Annotated in this window: 10 protein-coding genes and 4 pseudogenes; 6 read left to right on the top strand and 8 right to left on the bottom strand. The window is 67.3% G+C overall.

What is annotated here, in order from left to right; translation table 11 throughout:
- Window positions 1–183 precede the first annotated feature (183 nt).
- Window positions 184–645 carry a peptidoglycan-binding protein gene (locus tag KCH87_RS32915; protein ID WP_210590747.1) on the top strand — a complete coding sequence of 154 codons (462 nt, stop codon included), beginning with the start codon at window positions 184–186 and terminating at the stop codon, window positions 643–645.
- Window positions 646–879: 234 nt separating this feature from the next.
- Here the strand turns inward: KCH87_RS32915 and KCH87_RS32910 are convergent.
- From KCH87_RS32910 to KCH87_RS32895, 4 genes and pseudogenes are all read right to left on the bottom strand, one after another.
- Window positions 880–1,287: pseudogene (locus tag KCH87_RS32910) on the bottom strand (transposase); the annotation flags it as partial.
- A gap of 20 nt (window positions 1,288–1,307) precedes the next feature.
- Window positions 1,308–2,185 (bottom strand): annotated as a pseudogene (locus KCH87_RS32905) (transposase); the annotation flags it as partial.
- Between the two features lie 318 nt (window positions 2,186–2,503).
- Window positions 2,504–3,318, bottom strand: a pseudogene (locus KCH87_RS32900) (IS110 family transposase); the annotation flags it as partial.
- A gap of 568 nt (window positions 3,319–3,886) precedes the next feature.
- The gene (locus KCH87_RS32895) at window positions 3,887–5,779 is read right to left on the bottom strand and encodes a S9 family peptidase (RefSeq protein WP_210590741.1); all 1,893 of its coding nucleotides are present in this window, start codon (window positions 5,777–5,779) and stop codon (window positions 3,887–3,889) included.
- A 563-nt stretch (window positions 5,780–6,342) separates the two neighbouring features.
- Here KCH87_RS32895 and KCH87_RS32890 point away from each other — a divergent pair.
- The 3 genes and pseudogenes from KCH87_RS32890 to KCH87_RS50825 form a co-directional block, all read left to right on the top strand.
- Complete coding sequence (locus tag KCH87_RS32890; RefSeq protein WP_210590739.1) at window positions 6,343–6,996, top strand: GPP34 family phosphoprotein; 654 nt, start codon at window positions 6,343–6,345, stop codon at window positions 6,994–6,996.
- A 1,216-nt stretch (window positions 6,997–8,212) separates the two neighbouring features.
- Window positions 8,213–8,467 (top strand): hypothetical protein, encoded by a 255-nt coding sequence (locus KCH87_RS32885; RefSeq protein WP_143638266.1) that lies wholly within the window; start codon window positions 8,213–8,215, stop codon window positions 8,465–8,467.
- Window positions 8,349–8,900, top strand: a pseudogene (locus KCH87_RS50825) (hypothetical protein); the annotation flags it as partial. The gene KCH87_RS32885 and the pseudogene KCH87_RS50825, both read left to right, overlap by 119 nt.
- Window positions 8,901–9,122: 222 nt before the next feature.
- Here KCH87_RS50825 and KCH87_RS32875 read toward each other — a convergent pair.
- Window positions 9,123–9,557 carry a hypothetical protein gene (locus KCH87_RS32875; RefSeq protein WP_210590737.1) on the bottom strand — a complete coding sequence of 145 codons (435 nt, stop codon included), beginning with the start codon at window positions 9,555–9,557 and terminating at the stop codon, window positions 9,123–9,125.
- A gap of 839 nt (window positions 9,558–10,396) precedes the next feature.
- Here KCH87_RS32875 and KCH87_RS32870 point away from each other — a divergent pair.
- Entirely contained in the window at window positions 10,397–11,944 is a 1,548-nt protein-coding gene (locus KCH87_RS32870) for an MFS transporter (RefSeq protein WP_210590735.1), read from the top strand.
- Between the two features lie 53 nt (window positions 11,945–11,997).
- Window positions 11,998–12,495: an FBP domain-containing protein gene (locus KCH87_RS32865; protein WP_210590734.1), complete on the top strand. Its 498-nt coding sequence runs from the start codon at window positions 11,998–12,000 to the stop codon at window positions 12,493–12,495.
- 81 nt (window positions 12,496–12,576) lie between these two features.
- Here KCH87_RS32865 and KCH87_RS32860 read toward each other — a convergent pair whose 3' ends face one another.
- The 3 genes from KCH87_RS32860 to KCH87_RS32850 form a co-directional block, all read right to left on the bottom strand.
- Window positions 12,577–12,900 carry a hypothetical protein gene (locus tag KCH87_RS32860; protein ID WP_210590732.1) on the bottom strand — a complete coding sequence of 108 codons (324 nt, stop codon included), beginning with the start codon at window positions 12,898–12,900 and terminating at the stop codon, window positions 12,577–12,579.
- Window positions 12,901–13,203: 303 nt separating this feature from the next.
- Window positions 13,204–14,400, bottom strand: coding sequence for a HAMP domain-containing sensor histidine kinase (locus tag KCH87_RS32855; RefSeq protein ID WP_210590730.1), 1,197 nt, complete (start codon window positions 14,398–14,400; stop codon window positions 13,204–13,206).
- Entirely contained in the window at window positions 14,397–15,053 is a 657-nt protein-coding gene (locus tag KCH87_RS32850) for a response regulator transcription factor (RefSeq protein WP_210590729.1), read from the bottom strand. The genes KCH87_RS32855 and KCH87_RS32850 overlap by 4 nt, the downstream gene beginning before the upstream one ends.
- Between the last annotated feature and the right edge of the window lie 76 nt (window positions 15,054–15,129).

Below are 15,129 nucleotides of genomic sequence, written 5' to 3'. Positions count from 1 at the left end.
CCGTCCCGCCATACGGTCCCATCGGACTGCGTCCCCGCAGGTCAGCGGCTGAGGCGTCCCGTGAGGACGTCACTTCCGCGGCAACCGTGGCAGCCCTCGCCGCCCGCCGCGCACTCTGATGTCGCCAGTCGGCGGCACGTCAGGTGCCGCCCTACGACCCCGAAGGGAAAGGGGTTACACCCAATGAAGTTCGGACTCAAGCTCGCAGCAGTGTTCATGTCCGCCGGATTGCTCACGGCGGGAGCGGCGGTGGCGCCGGCGGGTGCGGCGAGCACCGCGACGCCGCAGTGCACTCGGCAGGTTCAGATGAAGCCGGTGCCTGCGTACTCCTACTACATGATGATCCCTAAGTCAAGCTCCACCGTGAAGTGCTACCTCAAGGAGGGAAGCAAGAACAGCGCAGTCGTGGCACTGCAGACCGCACTGAAGTTCTGCTATGGCCGGGACATCGTGGTCGACGGTGACTATGGAAGCCGGACTGCTGCGGCTCTCCACTGGGTTCAGATGATCTATCTCTTCCCCGAGCAGGACGAATTGTGGGACGGTGTCTACGGGCTGGCGACGGCTAACGCCATAACGTTTCCTTGGCACCGCAGCAACGGCGAGATCATGAGCACCTGTACACGTCGTGATGGCAGTAGCTGAAACACAATGGGTGGGGCTCCTTCGAAGGGACCAACACACCCCTCCGTACCTGCGGCTTCACAATTGCCAGCTGATCGTTCCGGGCTTCTGGAAACCCCACGGTCCGACCTGCGACTCTCCCGGACATGCTCTGCGCCCATGATCCCGGTCGCCGGCGCTCGACGCCGGGGGGTGCCTCTATGCCTTTCGTCAACCCTGTCGTGCCGGGTTTGAGATGATTCGGCGGTGTGGGGTTCATGCGGCGGCGGGGGCGGCGGTCCTGGGCTCGCGGGGTTCGTAGAAGGTGCCGTCGCGGAGCATGGCGAACAGGACGCTGATGCGTTGGCGGGCGAGGCGGAGGAGGGCCTGAGTGTGGGTTTTGCCGCCGGCACGCTGGCGGCCGTAGTAGGTGCGGGAGGCCGGGTCGGCGTTCATGCAGGCGAAGGCGGAGAGGAACATGGCGCGTTTGAGCTGCCGGTTGCCGCCGCGTGGTGCGTGTTCGCCGTGGATCGAGGTCCCGGATTGCCTGGTCGTCGGCGCGAGTCCGGCGTAGGAGGCGAGGTGGGCGGCGGTGGGGAAGCTGGTGCCGTCGCCGATGGTGGTCAGCAGGACTGCGGCGGTCCTGACGCCGACGCCGGGCATCGAGGTCAGGACTTTGGAAAGACATCTCACGACGCTAAGAGTCAAGCCGCGGCGGGTTCGGGGAACGGTGCGAAGGCGCGTTGTTCGCTGTAGGGGACTCGGTTTTGCAGGCAGTGATAGAGCATCCCCAGCATGCGGTTGAACAGGTTGCGTTGTGCGGCTGCGTGCCAGTCGCCCCGTTCGCGGCGGTGCCGGTAGTGGGGTTAGCGCCTGGTGAGACGGTGATGGCGGCGAAGGCCCACAGGTAGCCGGCGTGAGTGAGGCGGTTGTTCTTGACGAATCGGCGCCCGACGTAGCGTTTCTTCCCTGACGCGCGGGTGATGGGGGCCGACCCGGAGTATGCCTTCAACGCTCGTGCGTCCGCGAACCGGTCGCGGTCGTCTCCTACTTCGGCAAGTACCCGGGCGCCGAGCAGGGAGCCGAGGCCGGGGAAGCTGGTGATCAGGTCGGCGTCCGGGTGTTCCTGAAATGGTGACTCCACCGCCTTGGCCAGGTCCTCAGCGCCTTCGGCGGCAGCGTCGAGCTGGCGCAGCAGGGCAAGCATCTGCTTGCCCATGGCCTCCTCGACGAGCGGAGGCTGGTGGGCGCAGTCGGTCCGGAACGTTTCTTGGAGGCGTTTGGTCTCGGCCTCGGTGTACCGCTGGCGGCCGCCACGTTTCAGAGCCGCTCGGATCTGGGGTTTCGTGAGTTTCGCCGCGATGGCGGGCGTAGGTTCGATCGCCAGAATGGCGCGGGCCTCAGGATGAGCGAGGCCGCCGTTGCGGCCGGTGAGGAACGCGTCGAGCGCGGTGGGGTAGTACTCGCGTAACAGCGAGCGGAGCTGGTTGGCGGCCTGCTGGCGGCGCCAGACGGCGTCTTGCTGGGCGCGGGCGAGCACAACGACAGCCTGGGCGAGTTCGCTGTCGGCCGGCAGTGGCCTAGAGCTCGGGGGCTCGCGGAGACGAACGGGAGGTCACCATGCGGCGGGCTCGCACCACGAGCATCAACGTCCGCTGTGGGCCCGCGAGTTTCATGGCGGTCGGAGGACGCCGGGCGCTGCCAGTCTTTCAATAGGCATCACCGTGCCGAAGAGGGTTCGGAGTCATCCCGACGCCCACCAGGCCACCACGAAACTCACCGTGGAGAGCGGTGCCTGTCTTCTTTTGAGACCTCACAGGTCAGAAGGAACTGAGGCATCCGCTCCACGCGTTCCAGACCCGTCTCAACAAGCGGGTGCGGAAGCACGTACGCACTGCATTAGAGGGTGGGCCTCCAGCAGGGTGTTGATCTGTGCCTCCAGGGCCCGGCGCTGTTCATGGACGGCGCCGAGCAAGCGGGCCAGGGAGGGCACGACGATGTCGAGGGTGCCGGTCCCCGGGACCACGACGGTCTGCTCGTCGAGGGCGTCGAAGACGTCGTCGATCAGCCGGGCTGCCATGCGCGGGGCCTTGGGCCGGATCAGCTCGACGAGTCTGCGCCGTCCGGCCTTGCGCAGCGCGGCCGGGGACCCGTAGCGCTCCAGCAGCCAGGTCACGGCCTGGTGGTCCAGGCGCGGGCCGAGGACGCGTTCCACGCTGGGGTGGAACTGGGTGAGCAGGCCCCGTATCCGGTTGGACGCGCGGGTCGCCTCGGCCGCGAGGTCCTGGTCGAAGCCACGAGCACGTTCAGCTCGGCGGTGATCTCGTCGGTCAGTTCCAGCGAGCGCAGGGTGTGCGGCATGGTGCGGGCGGCGTCTGCGATCACCGCCGCGTCCTTCGCGTCGGTCTTGGCCTCTCCTGGGTAAAGGTCGGCGATCCGGCGCATGGCCAGTCCGGGCAGGTAGGCGACCTTGCAGCCGGCATCCCGCGCGACGGTCAGGGGCAGGGCACCGATGGAAGCGGGCTGGTCCACGATCACCAGGACCGTGCCGAACTTCGCGGTCAACTTGTCGAAGACGGCCCGCAGTTTGGGCTCGCTGTTGGGCAGAGGCTTGTCGAGGATCTTCTTCCCGGCCGGGGTGAGGCCGTGGCCGTGGTGGGCCGTCTTGCCGACGTCCAGGCCGAGGAAGACATCCACGTCGTAGAAGTCCGACAGGTCCCCCGGACGTGCGATAGGTACCCGGCGCGATCTCCCCGACGTCCTCCGACACATCCTCCTTCTCCAGGTGTGCCACCACGCGGTAGGTGCCGTCCGAATAGGTTCGCACGCAATTGCCTCTATCGCGGCCAGCGCCGTCTCGCCCACTTTAGGCACAGCGAAGGCCAGGTATCTGTCGATGACGGAGACAATCACGGCCCGGGACTCGTCGGCCGCCCGGTCGGGCTCCAGGCTCTTGCACAGCCGCGAGACATAGGTGCGCAGCACGGGCACGGCCGCCGTCGGAGGGTCCTATCAGGGGTGCCCCCCGGCGAAGCGCAGGGAGGCTTCGGTAGCTTTCCCACATCTTGGCTATGGCTGCGCGGGCTCCGTTCCGGTTCGCTGTGTTTCCCTCAGGCGCTCACGCCTCGCGCTTCCCCGCCGCCGCTTCCCACAACACCTCCGCAGCCGCTGGACAGAGCATCCGCTAATGGCGGCCGCGGAGAATGCGGCCTCCGGGCTGCGGGTCCTCACGGATTTCCTTACGCCGACCGCCGACCGCCTGCCGCCACGGCCCGGACGACGGCTACGTAGCGTCCCGGCCGTGTCCGAGATGCTCGTCCAAGAAACGCTCCACGGCGCGGTACACAGCGATCAAGTTCTCCGGGTTCTCGATGGAGTGCCCTTCGTCCACCATGAGTATGTACTCGACGGGGACCCCACGTGCCCGGAGAGCCTGGACCATGTTGTCGGATTCTGCCTGCGCTACCCGGGCGTCGTTGGCGCCCTGGGCGATGAGCAGCGGTGTACGGACCTGGTCCACCCGGCTGATCGGTGAGCGGGCCAGCATGTCAACCTCCTGCTGCGGATCCGCGGGGTCGCCGACCCAGCGGAACCAGTTGGCGGCAAGGGCCGGCCGGACGAAATCCGGCTGGTTGCGCAGGAAGTTGGCGAGGTCAGAGACCCCGAAGATGTCCACCGCAGCGGCGAAGACATCGGGCGTGAAGGTGACTCCGACCAGTGCCGCATAGCCACCGTAGGAGCCGCCCAAGATCGCCACCCGGTCCGGGTCCGCATATCCCTGCTGGATGGCCCAGTTCACACCGTCGATCAGGTCGTCGTGCATTTTGCCGGCCAGCTCCCCGATGCCGGCCTTCATGAACGACTTGCCGTACCCCGTGGAGCTGCGGAAGTTCACCTGAAGCACCGCGTAGCCCCGGTTGGCCAGCAGTTGGACGAGAGGGTTGAACCCCCAGCTGTCTCGGTCCCAGGGACCGCCGTGCACAAGCAGGACCAGCGGCAGCCGGTGCGGCTCTGTCCCGATTGGCAGTGTCAGGTGGGAGGGGAGCGCGAGACCGTCCCGAGCGGTGATCGTCACCGGTGTCATCGGTGCCAGCTGCTCGGGGTCCAGGTGGCCAAGGGGCCGGAACAGTAGGCGACTCTCGCCCGAGGAGTGGTCGTAGAAGTATGTGGCCCCGGGATCGCGGTCGTGGGTGAAGCTGACGACCCACCGCAGCTCGCTCTCGTCGGACGAGATGTGGGCCAGGTCGCCATCGGACAGATTCCTCAGGTTCTCCAAGACCTCGGCGAAGTGCGGGTCCAGTGCGTTGATCACCAGTCGTTCCCCGAGGTAGCGAACTCCGATGAGCTCGCCGGTACGTCGGCTGAAGATGAGCGGCGAGGGCAGTGCGGGAAAGACACGGGCTCGTGTGTCCAGGTCGTACTGCGGGTGGGAGTCGACCTCCGTCTCCTCGCCGGTTTCTGCATCCAGCCGGGCCAGGCGGAGTCTGTCCGAGCCCCGGTTCGAACCGAAGAGAACGCCGCCGGCGTCGGCGGTAACTTCCAGCGGATAGACGCCCAGCGGATAGTCGGCACCGTCGAACTGCGCGATGTGGCGCAACGTTTGCGTGGCCTCGTTCCAGCGCGAGAGGTTGAGGTCGCCCTGTTCGGTGACGTCGCTGGTGAAGGGGTCTCCGCTGCCGCCATAGAAAAGGGTGGTGGCAGCGCCTCCGGTGTTCTCTGCGAGGGTCCGCAGGTCACCGGTTGCGATGTCCAGCTCCAAGAGGTCGAACGTGGCGGGATTCCTGCTGTTCGAGGAGAACACCGCCTTCCCCGGCCGCCCGGCGGGCAGCTTCAGATCCATGATGCGTGCGCCGGGAAAGGGGGTGAGGTCGGTAGCCGCTGCGTCCGGGTCTTCGAGATCGACGCGGTACAGGTGCCGGTTCTCGTCGCCCCCCTGGTCCCGGGTATAGAGCAGCCACCTCGGATCGTCGGTCCAGTGGTAGCTCAGCAGGTTGCGGTCCTCGGAGGTGACCCGCCGCGCGTCCCCGGGCGCGTCGACACTCTCGATCCACAGGTTCAGGTGGTTTCCCCAAGGAGCCAGGTACGCGATCTTGGTGCCGTCCGGCGAGAGGGAGGCCCTCGAACGGACGGGAGGGGCAAAGAAATCCTCGACGCTGATCGGCTTCGGCAGTGCCATGTGGGTCCTTCCTGTGGCTGTCCCCGGACAGCGAGTGATGAGGCCCTGATGATGGTCCGCAAGGGCTCTGAGTGGGTCCGCAGCCTGGAGCCGGTCACCGTTCAGCGATCGAAGGCTGTCACTTAATGACATTGTCACTAAGTGACAGCAATGGCAAGTGCGCCGCACGCCCAGCCGCTGCGGGCCGTCGATTACAGCCCCACCTCCCCTGGGTGACCGCTCGGCCGGCAGTGCACTCGTGGCGCAGGTCACATGCGCGAGATGTAGGCAATGCCGTCACTAAATGTCAGTGTTGCAGTTAGTGACACGATGGTGAGGTCGCGCAAGATGCACTTCGGGAGAGTTGACGGCCATGAAGATCACGAGCTTCCTGCTGTGAGTCGGGTGACCGTGGTGCGGATTCATGGCGCCTTCGAGCGGCTGCAGTCCCGTCGAGTCAGGAAAAGCGCTACGCCGACAGGTCGACGGCCGAGGTCGGCGAACCCAAAATGCCGTCAACGACCCTTGTAGATCGCGCCATGTAGTAGGAACTGGCCCTGTTACCACGTATTCAAGGAGTTCACATGGATCTCACGCTTCCGCAGCAGATCTACCTGTGTGCCTACGCCTTCAAGAAGAACAAGTTTCCGGCTACTCTTCTGCAGTTCCGCGGGCAGCGGCTGCGCGCTGCTGCCCTGACCGAACTAGTCCTTGCGGGACAGGCTGAGACCGACGGGCGCCGGGTTAGCGTACTTGGAGACCAATCACCGACGGATCCGTTTCTCGCCTCTGTGTGGGAAGAGCTGCACGCGAGGCCGAAAAAGTGGATAGCACTGGTGCACAACACCGCGCACAAGGCGGAGAAACCGGTCGAAAACCAGCTGACGGCTGCTGGGATTATCGAAAAGAAGACCGGCCTCACCTTGAGTCTGCTCGGAGGAAGCAAAGTTGTCTTGCGGCGGGAAGAGGAGGCCCGAACTGTGCAGGAAGCATTGCGCACGCGGGTCACCACCACTCCCGACCCGTCCACTCTGCCCCTGGCGCAAGTGGCACTGCCGGTGATCGCCCTGGAGAGCGACGCGACCATGGGGGTCGTACTGAACCGTTCCGAGCGCCGCAAACACAAGGATACGCTTGAGGAACTCGCCAAGAAATTCGATCGAGAAATACCGGGCCTGCGCAAAGCCCTGTCAAACTCGGTGCTTTCCAGTCGGTCTGTCGGCGGCGGATGGAGCTGAGCAGGACAAACCTAAAAATGCGCGCGTCCGCAGAATGCGAGCCGAAGTAAAATCGAGCGACATCAAGGCCGGTGCTGGAGACTCTGGTTGCCGCGTTCGCCGCATGGTGGCTGATGGAGCCAAGTGCCGAGCTCACGTCCATCCCTTGGGCTCCGGTTGATCATCGCCGGCGCCACAGTCGTTGTGACGAGTGGCGACGGAGAAAAAATCGCGCCACGGCAAGACAAACACCGCAAGGGAACACCGCCGTACCCGGACCGCGTCCCGTACACCCCACAAATACCGTCCGCGACCGGCGAATTCGCCACCGGTGAGCGGGAACCCATCACGCCGCAGCGAGCTTTCCTGGCCGTCTGGCCGACGTCACCGGAACCGCAACCGACCATCTCGTACTCCCGGCGGGCCTTGCGCTTCACCCGGGACGGTCGGGGCGCCCTGGGGGCCGTCAAACGGCTCGGCAGTGCACGGCGGGAGCGGCGGTGGAGTGGCCCACTCGGCGTCGTCCAGCTCGGTCACGCGGAGGAATTCGGCGAACTTGCCCGGCGTATCGAGGGTGACGACTGCCCGTGGCAGGTGTGGCCTGGTGGTCGGCCGCGCTGTGGTCGGGCATGAGGTCGACCACAGCGGTGCGCACGGCGCCATGGCTGATGCGGTGCTCGCGGGCCTGGGTAGCCGTGGCCCGCCTTCGAGGTGCGCGGCGCACGTCGGCGATGGTCCTGCCCGGATAGCCGATCGCCACCGCCGTCGCCCTTGGCCTCGGCGACCCGCAGCCCGTCGTAGGTCGCTTCCCACTGGAGACCGCCCTGCAGTTCGCAGGCGGCGGCGAGGCCCTGCACCATGGACTTCACGTTGGACAGACCCGCGCATCGAGCAGTCCTTGCTCACGGTGTTCAGCCGAGCGAGCGACCGGCTGGGGTGCCCCAGCCCCATCCGTTCAGGTGACGGCAGATCACCTACCAGCCCCTACCGCCTTCTTGCGGCCCGTGGACTCTCTCGAGTGCGGTCAAGGTCTGCTGCCACGGCCTCAGCGTAGACACTCTGCTGTGACTCAGGCCACTCCACCGAGGATGGCCATTGAAGTCACTAAATGCCAAACTGGCGCTTAGTGTCATCCCGTGGGGCGTGTCGATCAAGACACGCTGCAAGCCGCAGAGGCACCACGCACGGATCCCGGGTGCTTTACCTAGGGACAGTGCAGCCAACAGAAGGAGAGCTCATGAAGTCGTGGCGTTCCCGCATCACCGTCGGCCTCGCCGTCGGCGCCGCAGCGATAGCAGTCCCGCTGACCGCCACCAGCGCAGTCGCCGTCCCCCCACCCGGCAGCGGCTGGCACGTGGCTGGCGGTATGACGTATGACTCGAAGAGGCAGTGCGAGGCTGAGGAGCTGCCGAACGCCCAGCACAACGGGTATGACGAGGTGTGGTGCGACGGTCCGGGTGGTCGCGCCGAGTACACCGTCTGGGTGCGCTGACCGCTTCGCAAGGCGCAGAAGAGGCGGCCACCCTGGCGCGCTGCGCAGGGTGGCCGCTCCCCGTTGTCTCACCAACAGCCCGGTCCGTCTCCTGCCGTTCGGGCCGCAGGCTCTGGGTGGGGCCCGTTCGCCCGCTGGCCAGCACGGTCGCAACCGCGTCGGGCGCGGCGTCCCCGACATCCTGCTTCCGGTAGAGCTGCCCAACGGCAAGAAAGCGTCGGTCAGCCTGTCGACGAGCTCGCACTCTCGTACTGGGGTACTCCGGGGAGCTCGGGCCCGAAGGCTGGGAGCGCACCGGTCCGTCCAAGCGCTTCCAGAACTTCACGAGGGGCACCGACCTGTTCGACAAGGGCACGGCTACGCCTTCGTGATGGTTTATACGCGCGGGTTCGACCGTTCCACCGGCTGTCCCGACTTCGGCGAACCCGGCAAGCAGGCCGACGTGAAGGCCGCGATCAACTGGAGCGCGAAGCAGCCGTGGTCCCACAGGCGCAGTGGACATGAACGGCAAGTCGTTCGACGCGTACCAACATCTTCGTACCTCCGGCAGTCGCCGGACGGCGACAAGCGCTGCCGGGCCAGGCCGACCAGGAGAAGCGGCACACGGAGTGCCCGGCGCTCAACTCGTGGAACTGGACGAATAAGTCCGGTGTATTCAGTGATCGAATGCGACCAGCGACCGCGTGCTCGGGGCGCCGGTCTTGTGGTTGCGCCGGATAGAGGCGGCCATGGCGAGGATGTGCCGGGCGACACGGACGGCGATGCCCTCGAAGGTCCGTCCGCCGTGCTGCTCCAGGTCCAACTGCCCCTTGAGGGTGTCGTTCACGGACTTGATCAGCTGCCGCACCGCCTTGAGCAGGCCCTTGCCCTTGCGCTTCTTCTCCCGCTTGAACGAGGGCCGCGGCAGTTCGGCCCCACGCATGACCAGGTCATTCTCGAACTCCTTGGAGGCGAAGCCCTCGTCCGCGATGATCAGCAGTCCGGGCCGGTCGGCGACCAGGTCTTCATCGACGTCGAGCATGGCCTGGAGCACTTCGCGTTCGTCGAGTTTCGGGTTCGCCAGCGCCCACAGGATCGCTCCCGAGCCCACGGAAACTGACGTCGAGGTCGTCGACGTCCTGTCTGACGACGTCGACCCAGAGGAACGCCACGCTCTGGTCGAGCGAGAGCAGCAGGACTACTCGGCACCTGGGTCGTGCTGGACATCAAGCCCCGTGACTGCCAGGCCGCATACGTGTCGGGGCTGCACCAACAGCTGTCAGACATCGTCAACGGCTTCCCGCGCGTACTCCCGGCTCGGGGTTGGCACCACCTCCTCCCCCAGGGACTTCCACCCCCAAGCAAACCCCTTCCGTGTGCGCGGGCGGTCGGTAATTCCGGTCGCGCGGTGGCATCGATGGGATAAGCTCTCCGGGATTTCGCGCGGCAGGTTCTCTGCCGCCCCGTTCGGCGCGCTCGGCGTCGACACGCACCGCGTGCCCTGCCCGGAAGGAGGCGAGAGACATGGACCGTGCTGAATGCGTTGCGGCCATAGTTGCCTCCGGCCGTGTGCCCTCCCTCCTCTGCGGCGCGCGGTAACTCTTCCCCCTTCTTGTTTCTTGTCTTCGGCATCTTCCTGAGATGCCGCGTCACGAGATGTCCTGGTCTGCGCGGTTCGTCGCCGCGCGGGCTGCGGGGGCGCGTGCCCGAAGACGGGCCCTTCTTTTGCTGGTCACCGTGATCTCGGCACTCTCCGCCTCACGACCAGCAAGAGCGCCGGCGTGAGTGACACGCAGCTGGTGAGGCAGGCCCCGGGTGCTGTCCGCGGTTCCCGCTGCCCCACCGCCATGCCGTGTCCCCGTGCTGCGTACACCGGCCCGTCGTCACCACTGCGACCGTCCCTGGCCGGCTGTCTCGACAGCACTTCGACACGAAACGTGCGTGATCGCCATGAGCAAGAAACGTCCCGGAGGGGAATCCCTCCCGTCCGCCCCTTCCACGGCCACCGACCGTTCCCCGGACCGCGAGGTTCCCGCCGCGACTCCGGCACCGGCACCGGATCCGAAGCGCTGGTGGGCGCTGGCCGTCATCGCCCTCGCCCAGCTGATGGTGATCCTTGACGGCACCATCGTGAACATCGCGCTGCCCTCCGCCCAGCGCGCTCTCGGCATGTCGGACGCCGACCGGCAGTGGGTGATCACCGCCTACACTCTGGCCTTCGGCGGGCTGCTGCTGCTCGGCGGCCGGATCGCCGATCTGGTGGGCCGCAAGCGCACCTTCGTCATCGGCCTGGCCGGGTTCGCCGCGGCCTCCGCGCTGGGCGGCGCGGCGGCCGGTCCCGGGATGCTGTTCGCGGCGCGGGCCCTGCAAGGTGCGTTCGCGGCGGTCCTGGCGCCCTCGGCCCTGTCGCTGCTGACGACGACGTTCACCGACCCCAAGGAGCGGGCCAGGGCGTTCGGGGTCTACGGTGCGCTGGCCGGCGGCGGCAGCGCGGTCGGGCTGATCGTGGGCGGTCTGCTGACCGAGTACCTGAACTGGCGCTGGTCCCTGGACGTCAACGTGCCCATCGCGCTGGCCGCCCTGCTCGGCGCACCGGTCTTCCTGCGCGACCGCTCCGGCCGCCGGGGCGGGCACCTGGACGTGCCGGGCGCGCTGCTGGGCTGCGGCGGGCTCGTCGCCCTCGTGTACGGCTTCAGCGAGGCCGAACCTCGCGGCTGGACCAGCCCGTCGGTGCTCACGCTGCTCGTGGCCGGCGTGATCTTGCTCGCCGCCTTCGTGTGGTGGCAGAGCCGCGCGGCGAGCCCGCTGCTGCCGCTGCGCATCGTCAAGGACCGTGTCCGGGCCGGATCGCTCGCGACGATGGGCCTGGCCACCATCGGCATGTTCGGCGTCTTCCTGTTCCTGACGTACTACCTGCAGGTCGTCCTCGGCTACCCGCCGGTGCGGACGGGCCTGGCCTTCGTGCCGATTTCGGCTGGTATCGCCATCGCCGCGGCCCAGATCGCGCCCCGCCTGCTGCCACGCACGGCGCCGCGCACCTTGATGTCGTCCGGCATGGTGCTGGCTGCCGCCGGCATGGTGCTGCTCAGCCGCCTGACCGTGCATGCGAGTTACGTCCCGCACGTGCTGCCCGCCCTGCTGCTGCTCGGTCTGGGCATGGGCCTGACCTTCATGCCGGTCTACGCGACGGCCACCGCCGGCGTGCCCGCGCAGGACACCGGTGTGGCCTCGGCTGCCCTCAACACCGTTCAGCAGATGGGCGCTTCGCTGGGCACCGTACTGCTCAACACCATCGCCACCGGCGCCACCAGCCGTTACGTCCACTCGCACTCGCACGATCCGGCCCACGGCGGCGCGACCCTCAACGAAGGCATGGTGCACGGCTTCTCCGTCGCCTACTGGTGCTCGGCGGGCGTCCTGCTGCTCGCCGCCCTGGTAGCGGGCCTCACCGTACGGCTCAAGACGCCGAAGCACGCCGGAAACGACGCACCGGCCTAGCGAGCCGGGGTCGTGTCCCGCCACCGTTCACCTCACCCCTCGAAGGACCCTGCATGAAACTCCTGACCGAGCACGACATCCGTACCTCGTTCGTCAACTGCTCGAAGGGCGAGGCCAAACGTCTCCCCCTGCCCAAGTACCTGGCGGACCTCGACCACTGGGACGACCTGGACTTCCTGGGCTGGTTCGATCTGTCCGCGCCCGATCGCAGGTATCTCGTCGTCGAACGCGCCGATGAACTCATCGGCCTGTCCCTGCGCTCCGCTTCCGGCAACCGCGGCTTCCTGCGCCGCAGCCTGTGCTCGCTGTGCCTGACCACGCATCCCGGCAGCGGCGTCTCCCTCATGACCGCCCCCAAGGCAGGCCCAGCCGGCCGCAAAGGCAACTCGGTGGGCCTCTACATCTGCGCCGACCTGGACTGCTCGTTGTACGTACGGGGCAGGAAGAAGGCGGCACCGGGCGGGCGCATGGAGGAGTCCCTCACTGTCGAGCAGCAGATCGAGCGCCTGCACGGCAACCTCGACGCGTTCGTGGAGCGGGTCTTCCACTGAGACCGACAGGGGCTCGACGGCCATCGTCGCCGAGCCCCTGTCCACTCCTTGAACCGCCGTCTCCTCGTGGCTCTTCCGGTCTTACCCGCCGGACGCACGCCGACCGGGATGCCGATCCTGTGGGCGCTGGCGAACCCGAAACTCGGTGAACGCGAAGTGCTCCAGGCCATGTTCGACGTCGATGAAGACCTGGTCGCCGACCGGCCCGGACTGCTGATCATCGCGGACAAGGGCTTCGCCTCCAAGGAGTTCGAGAATGACCTGGTCATGCGTGGGGCCGAACTGCTGCGGCCCTCGTTCAAGTGGGAGAAGAAGCGCAAGGGCAAGGGCCTGCTCAAGTCGGTGCGGCAGCTGATCAAGTCCGTGAACGACACCCTCAAGGGGCAGTTGGACCTGGAGCAGCACGGCGGACGGACCTTCGAGGGCGTCGCCGTCCGTGTCGCCCGGCGCATCCTCGCCATGGCCGCCGCTATCTGGCGCAACCACAAGACCGGCGCCCCGAGCACGCGGTCGCTGGTCGCTGGTCGCATTCGATCACTGAATACATCGGACCTATTCGTCCAGGGTGTGCCATCTCATGAGGTTGATGGCGTGGTGTCTGGTACCTGTACCTCCCGGCGCACCCGACTCCGGCGCAGCGCAAAGCACTTGAGCTCGTCGGGGGTGCCCCCGAGGCACCGGAGGAAGAGCCCTTCGCGCAGGGGCCTCTCACCGTGGGAGGGTGGTGGTGACCATGAGCCCGCCGCGTTCCCGGGGGGCCGCGGTCACATCGCCGTCGTGGGAGCGCGCGATGGCTCGTACGATCGCCAGGCCGAGGCCCGAGCCCCGCTCGGAGTCGGTGCGGTCCGCTCCCAGGCGGCGGAAAGGCTGGAACAGCGCCTCGATGTCCTGGCGGGCGACCACGGGGCCGGTGTTCTCGACTGTGAGGGTTGCGGCGCCGTGCGGGGTGGTGCGGGTGGTGAGGCGGACCCAGCCGTTCGGTTCGTTGTAGCGGATGGCGTTCTCGAGCAGGTTGTGGATGATGCGCTCCAGCATCACGGCGTTGCCCGAGGTGGTGGCGGGCCTGGTGTCGAGCCGGAGGCCGATACCTGCTTCGGCTGCCTGTGACTGGTGCAACTCGGCGGTGTGACGGGCGAGTTCGGCGAGGTCGACGGGTGTCCGGTTGGCGACCTCTGTCTCGCCCTTGGCCAGCGCGAGGAGGCCGTTGATCAGTCTTTCGTTGCGTTCGTTGACGGCGAGTAGTGAGGTGCCGAGGCGTTTGGTGTCTTCGGTTGCGGTCTTGCGGCGCAGGGCCACCTCGATAAGGGTCCGGTTGATGGCGAGGGGCGTGCGCAGTTCGTGGGAGGCGTCCGCGATGAAGCGCTGCTGGTCCTGGAAGGACTTCTCCAGGCGTCCCATCATCGAGTCGAAGGTGTCGGCGAGCTGGGTGACCTCGTCGCGGGGGCCGGTGAAGGCCAGCCGCTCACTGAGGTCGCCGCGGGAGGTGATGCGGCGCGCGGTCTGGGAGATGCGGTTGAGGGGACGCAGCACACGGCCGGCCATCAGGTAGCCGAACAGCGTGGCGACGACGGTGAGCACGCCCAGGGCGAGGGCGCCTTGGCGGAGCAGGGACTGCAGGGTCGCGGCCCGGTAGCGGTCCTTGAGTTCGCGTAGCTCGGGACTGCCGGCCAGTCCGGCGGCGGGCTCCGACGGGAGGCTGTGGGTGGACGCTTCGGGTACCGGGGCGATCCCGCCCTCCTTGGTGATCTGCACGGCCACGCCGTCGAACCGGTCGGTCAGTCCCGCGTCGAGCAGCAGATAGGTCACGCCGAGCAGGATCACGCCGCAGGCCATGAACAGGGCGCCGTACAGGAGCGTGAGCCGGACGCGGATGGGGAGACGCGGCAGCCGCGAGGTGAGCCTCATGGGATCTGGTACCCCGAGCCCGGGACGGTCTGGATGACCGGCGGCGGCCCGAGTTTCTTGCGCAGTTTCATCACGGTCACGCGGACGACGTTGGTGAACGGATCGATGTGCTCGTCCCAGGCCCGCTCCAGGAGTTCCTCGGCCGAGACGACCGCGCCGTCCGCCCGCAGTAGTTCCAGCAGAACGGCGAATTCCTTGCGTGCGAGGGATACGTAGTGGCCGTCGCGGTAGACCTCGCGGCGGGCCGTCTCCACCCGCAGGCCGGCCCGTTCGTAGGTGGGCGGGCCCGCGGGCTGGGCGCGGCGGGCCAGGGCATGGACGCGGGCGACGAGCTCCTCGAAGGCGAACGGTTTGGTGAGGTAGTCGTCGGCTCCGATGGCGAGGCCCTCGATGCGGGAGGGCACATCGGAGGCGGCGGTGACCATGAGGATGCGGGTGCGGCCGCCGGATTCGACGACGGCCCGGCACACCTCGTCGCCGTGTACGACGGGCAGATCGCGGTCCAGGAGGAGCACGTCGTAGTCGTACACGGAAAGGCGTTCCAGAGCGGAATCCCCGTCGTGCACGACATCGACGGCGAACGCCTCCTCACGCAGCCCCTCGGCGACGGCGTCGGCCAGCATCCGCTCGTCCTCGGCGATCAGCACTCTCATGATCCCCAGAGTGCCAGAGGCCGGGATAACCAGGACGTAACCGCCTGCGGTTACGGAGGGGATACCGGGCCCCGCC

Source organism: Streptomyces sp. GESEQ-35 (genome assembly GCF_017948485.1).
Taxonomy (GTDB): domain Bacteria; phylum Actinomycetota; class Actinomycetes; order Streptomycetales; family Streptomycetaceae; genus Streptomyces.
This window is presented reverse-complemented; position numbering and strand designations above follow the sequence as displayed.

What these genes read in the sequence shown, in the direction of transcription:
- KCH87_RS32915 (WP_210590747.1), top strand. Translation starts at nt 184, where the DNA reads ATGAAGTTCGGACTCAAGCTCGCAGCAGTGTTCATGTCCGCCGGATTG.
- KCH87_RS32895 (WP_210590741.1), bottom strand. Translation starts at nt 5,779, where the DNA reads ATGGCACTGCCGAAGCCGATCAGCGTCGAGGATTTCTTTGCCCCTCCC.
- KCH87_RS32890 (WP_210590739.1), top strand. Translation starts at nt 6,343, where the DNA reads ATGGATCTCACGCTTCCGCAGCAGATCTACCTGTGTGCCTACGCCTTC.
- KCH87_RS32885 (WP_143638266.1), top strand. Translation starts at nt 8,213, where the DNA reads ATGAAGTCGTGGCGTTCCCGCATCACCGTCGGCCTCGCCGTCGGCGCC.
- KCH87_RS32870 (WP_210590735.1), top strand. Translation starts at nt 10,397, where the DNA reads ATGAGCAAGAAACGTCCCGGAGGGGAATCCCTCCCGTCCGCCCCTTCC.
- KCH87_RS32865 (WP_210590734.1), top strand. Translation starts at nt 11,998, where the DNA reads ATGAAACTCCTGACCGAGCACGACATCCGTACCTCGTTCGTCAACTGC.
- KCH87_RS32855 (WP_210590730.1), bottom strand. Translation starts at nt 14,400, where the DNA reads ATGAGGCTCACCTCGCGGCTGCCGCGTCTCCCCATCCGCGTCCGGCTC.
- KCH87_RS32850 (WP_210590729.1), bottom strand. Translation starts at nt 15,053, where the DNA reads ATGAGAGTGCTGATCGCCGAGGACGAGCGGATGCTGGCCGACGCCGTC.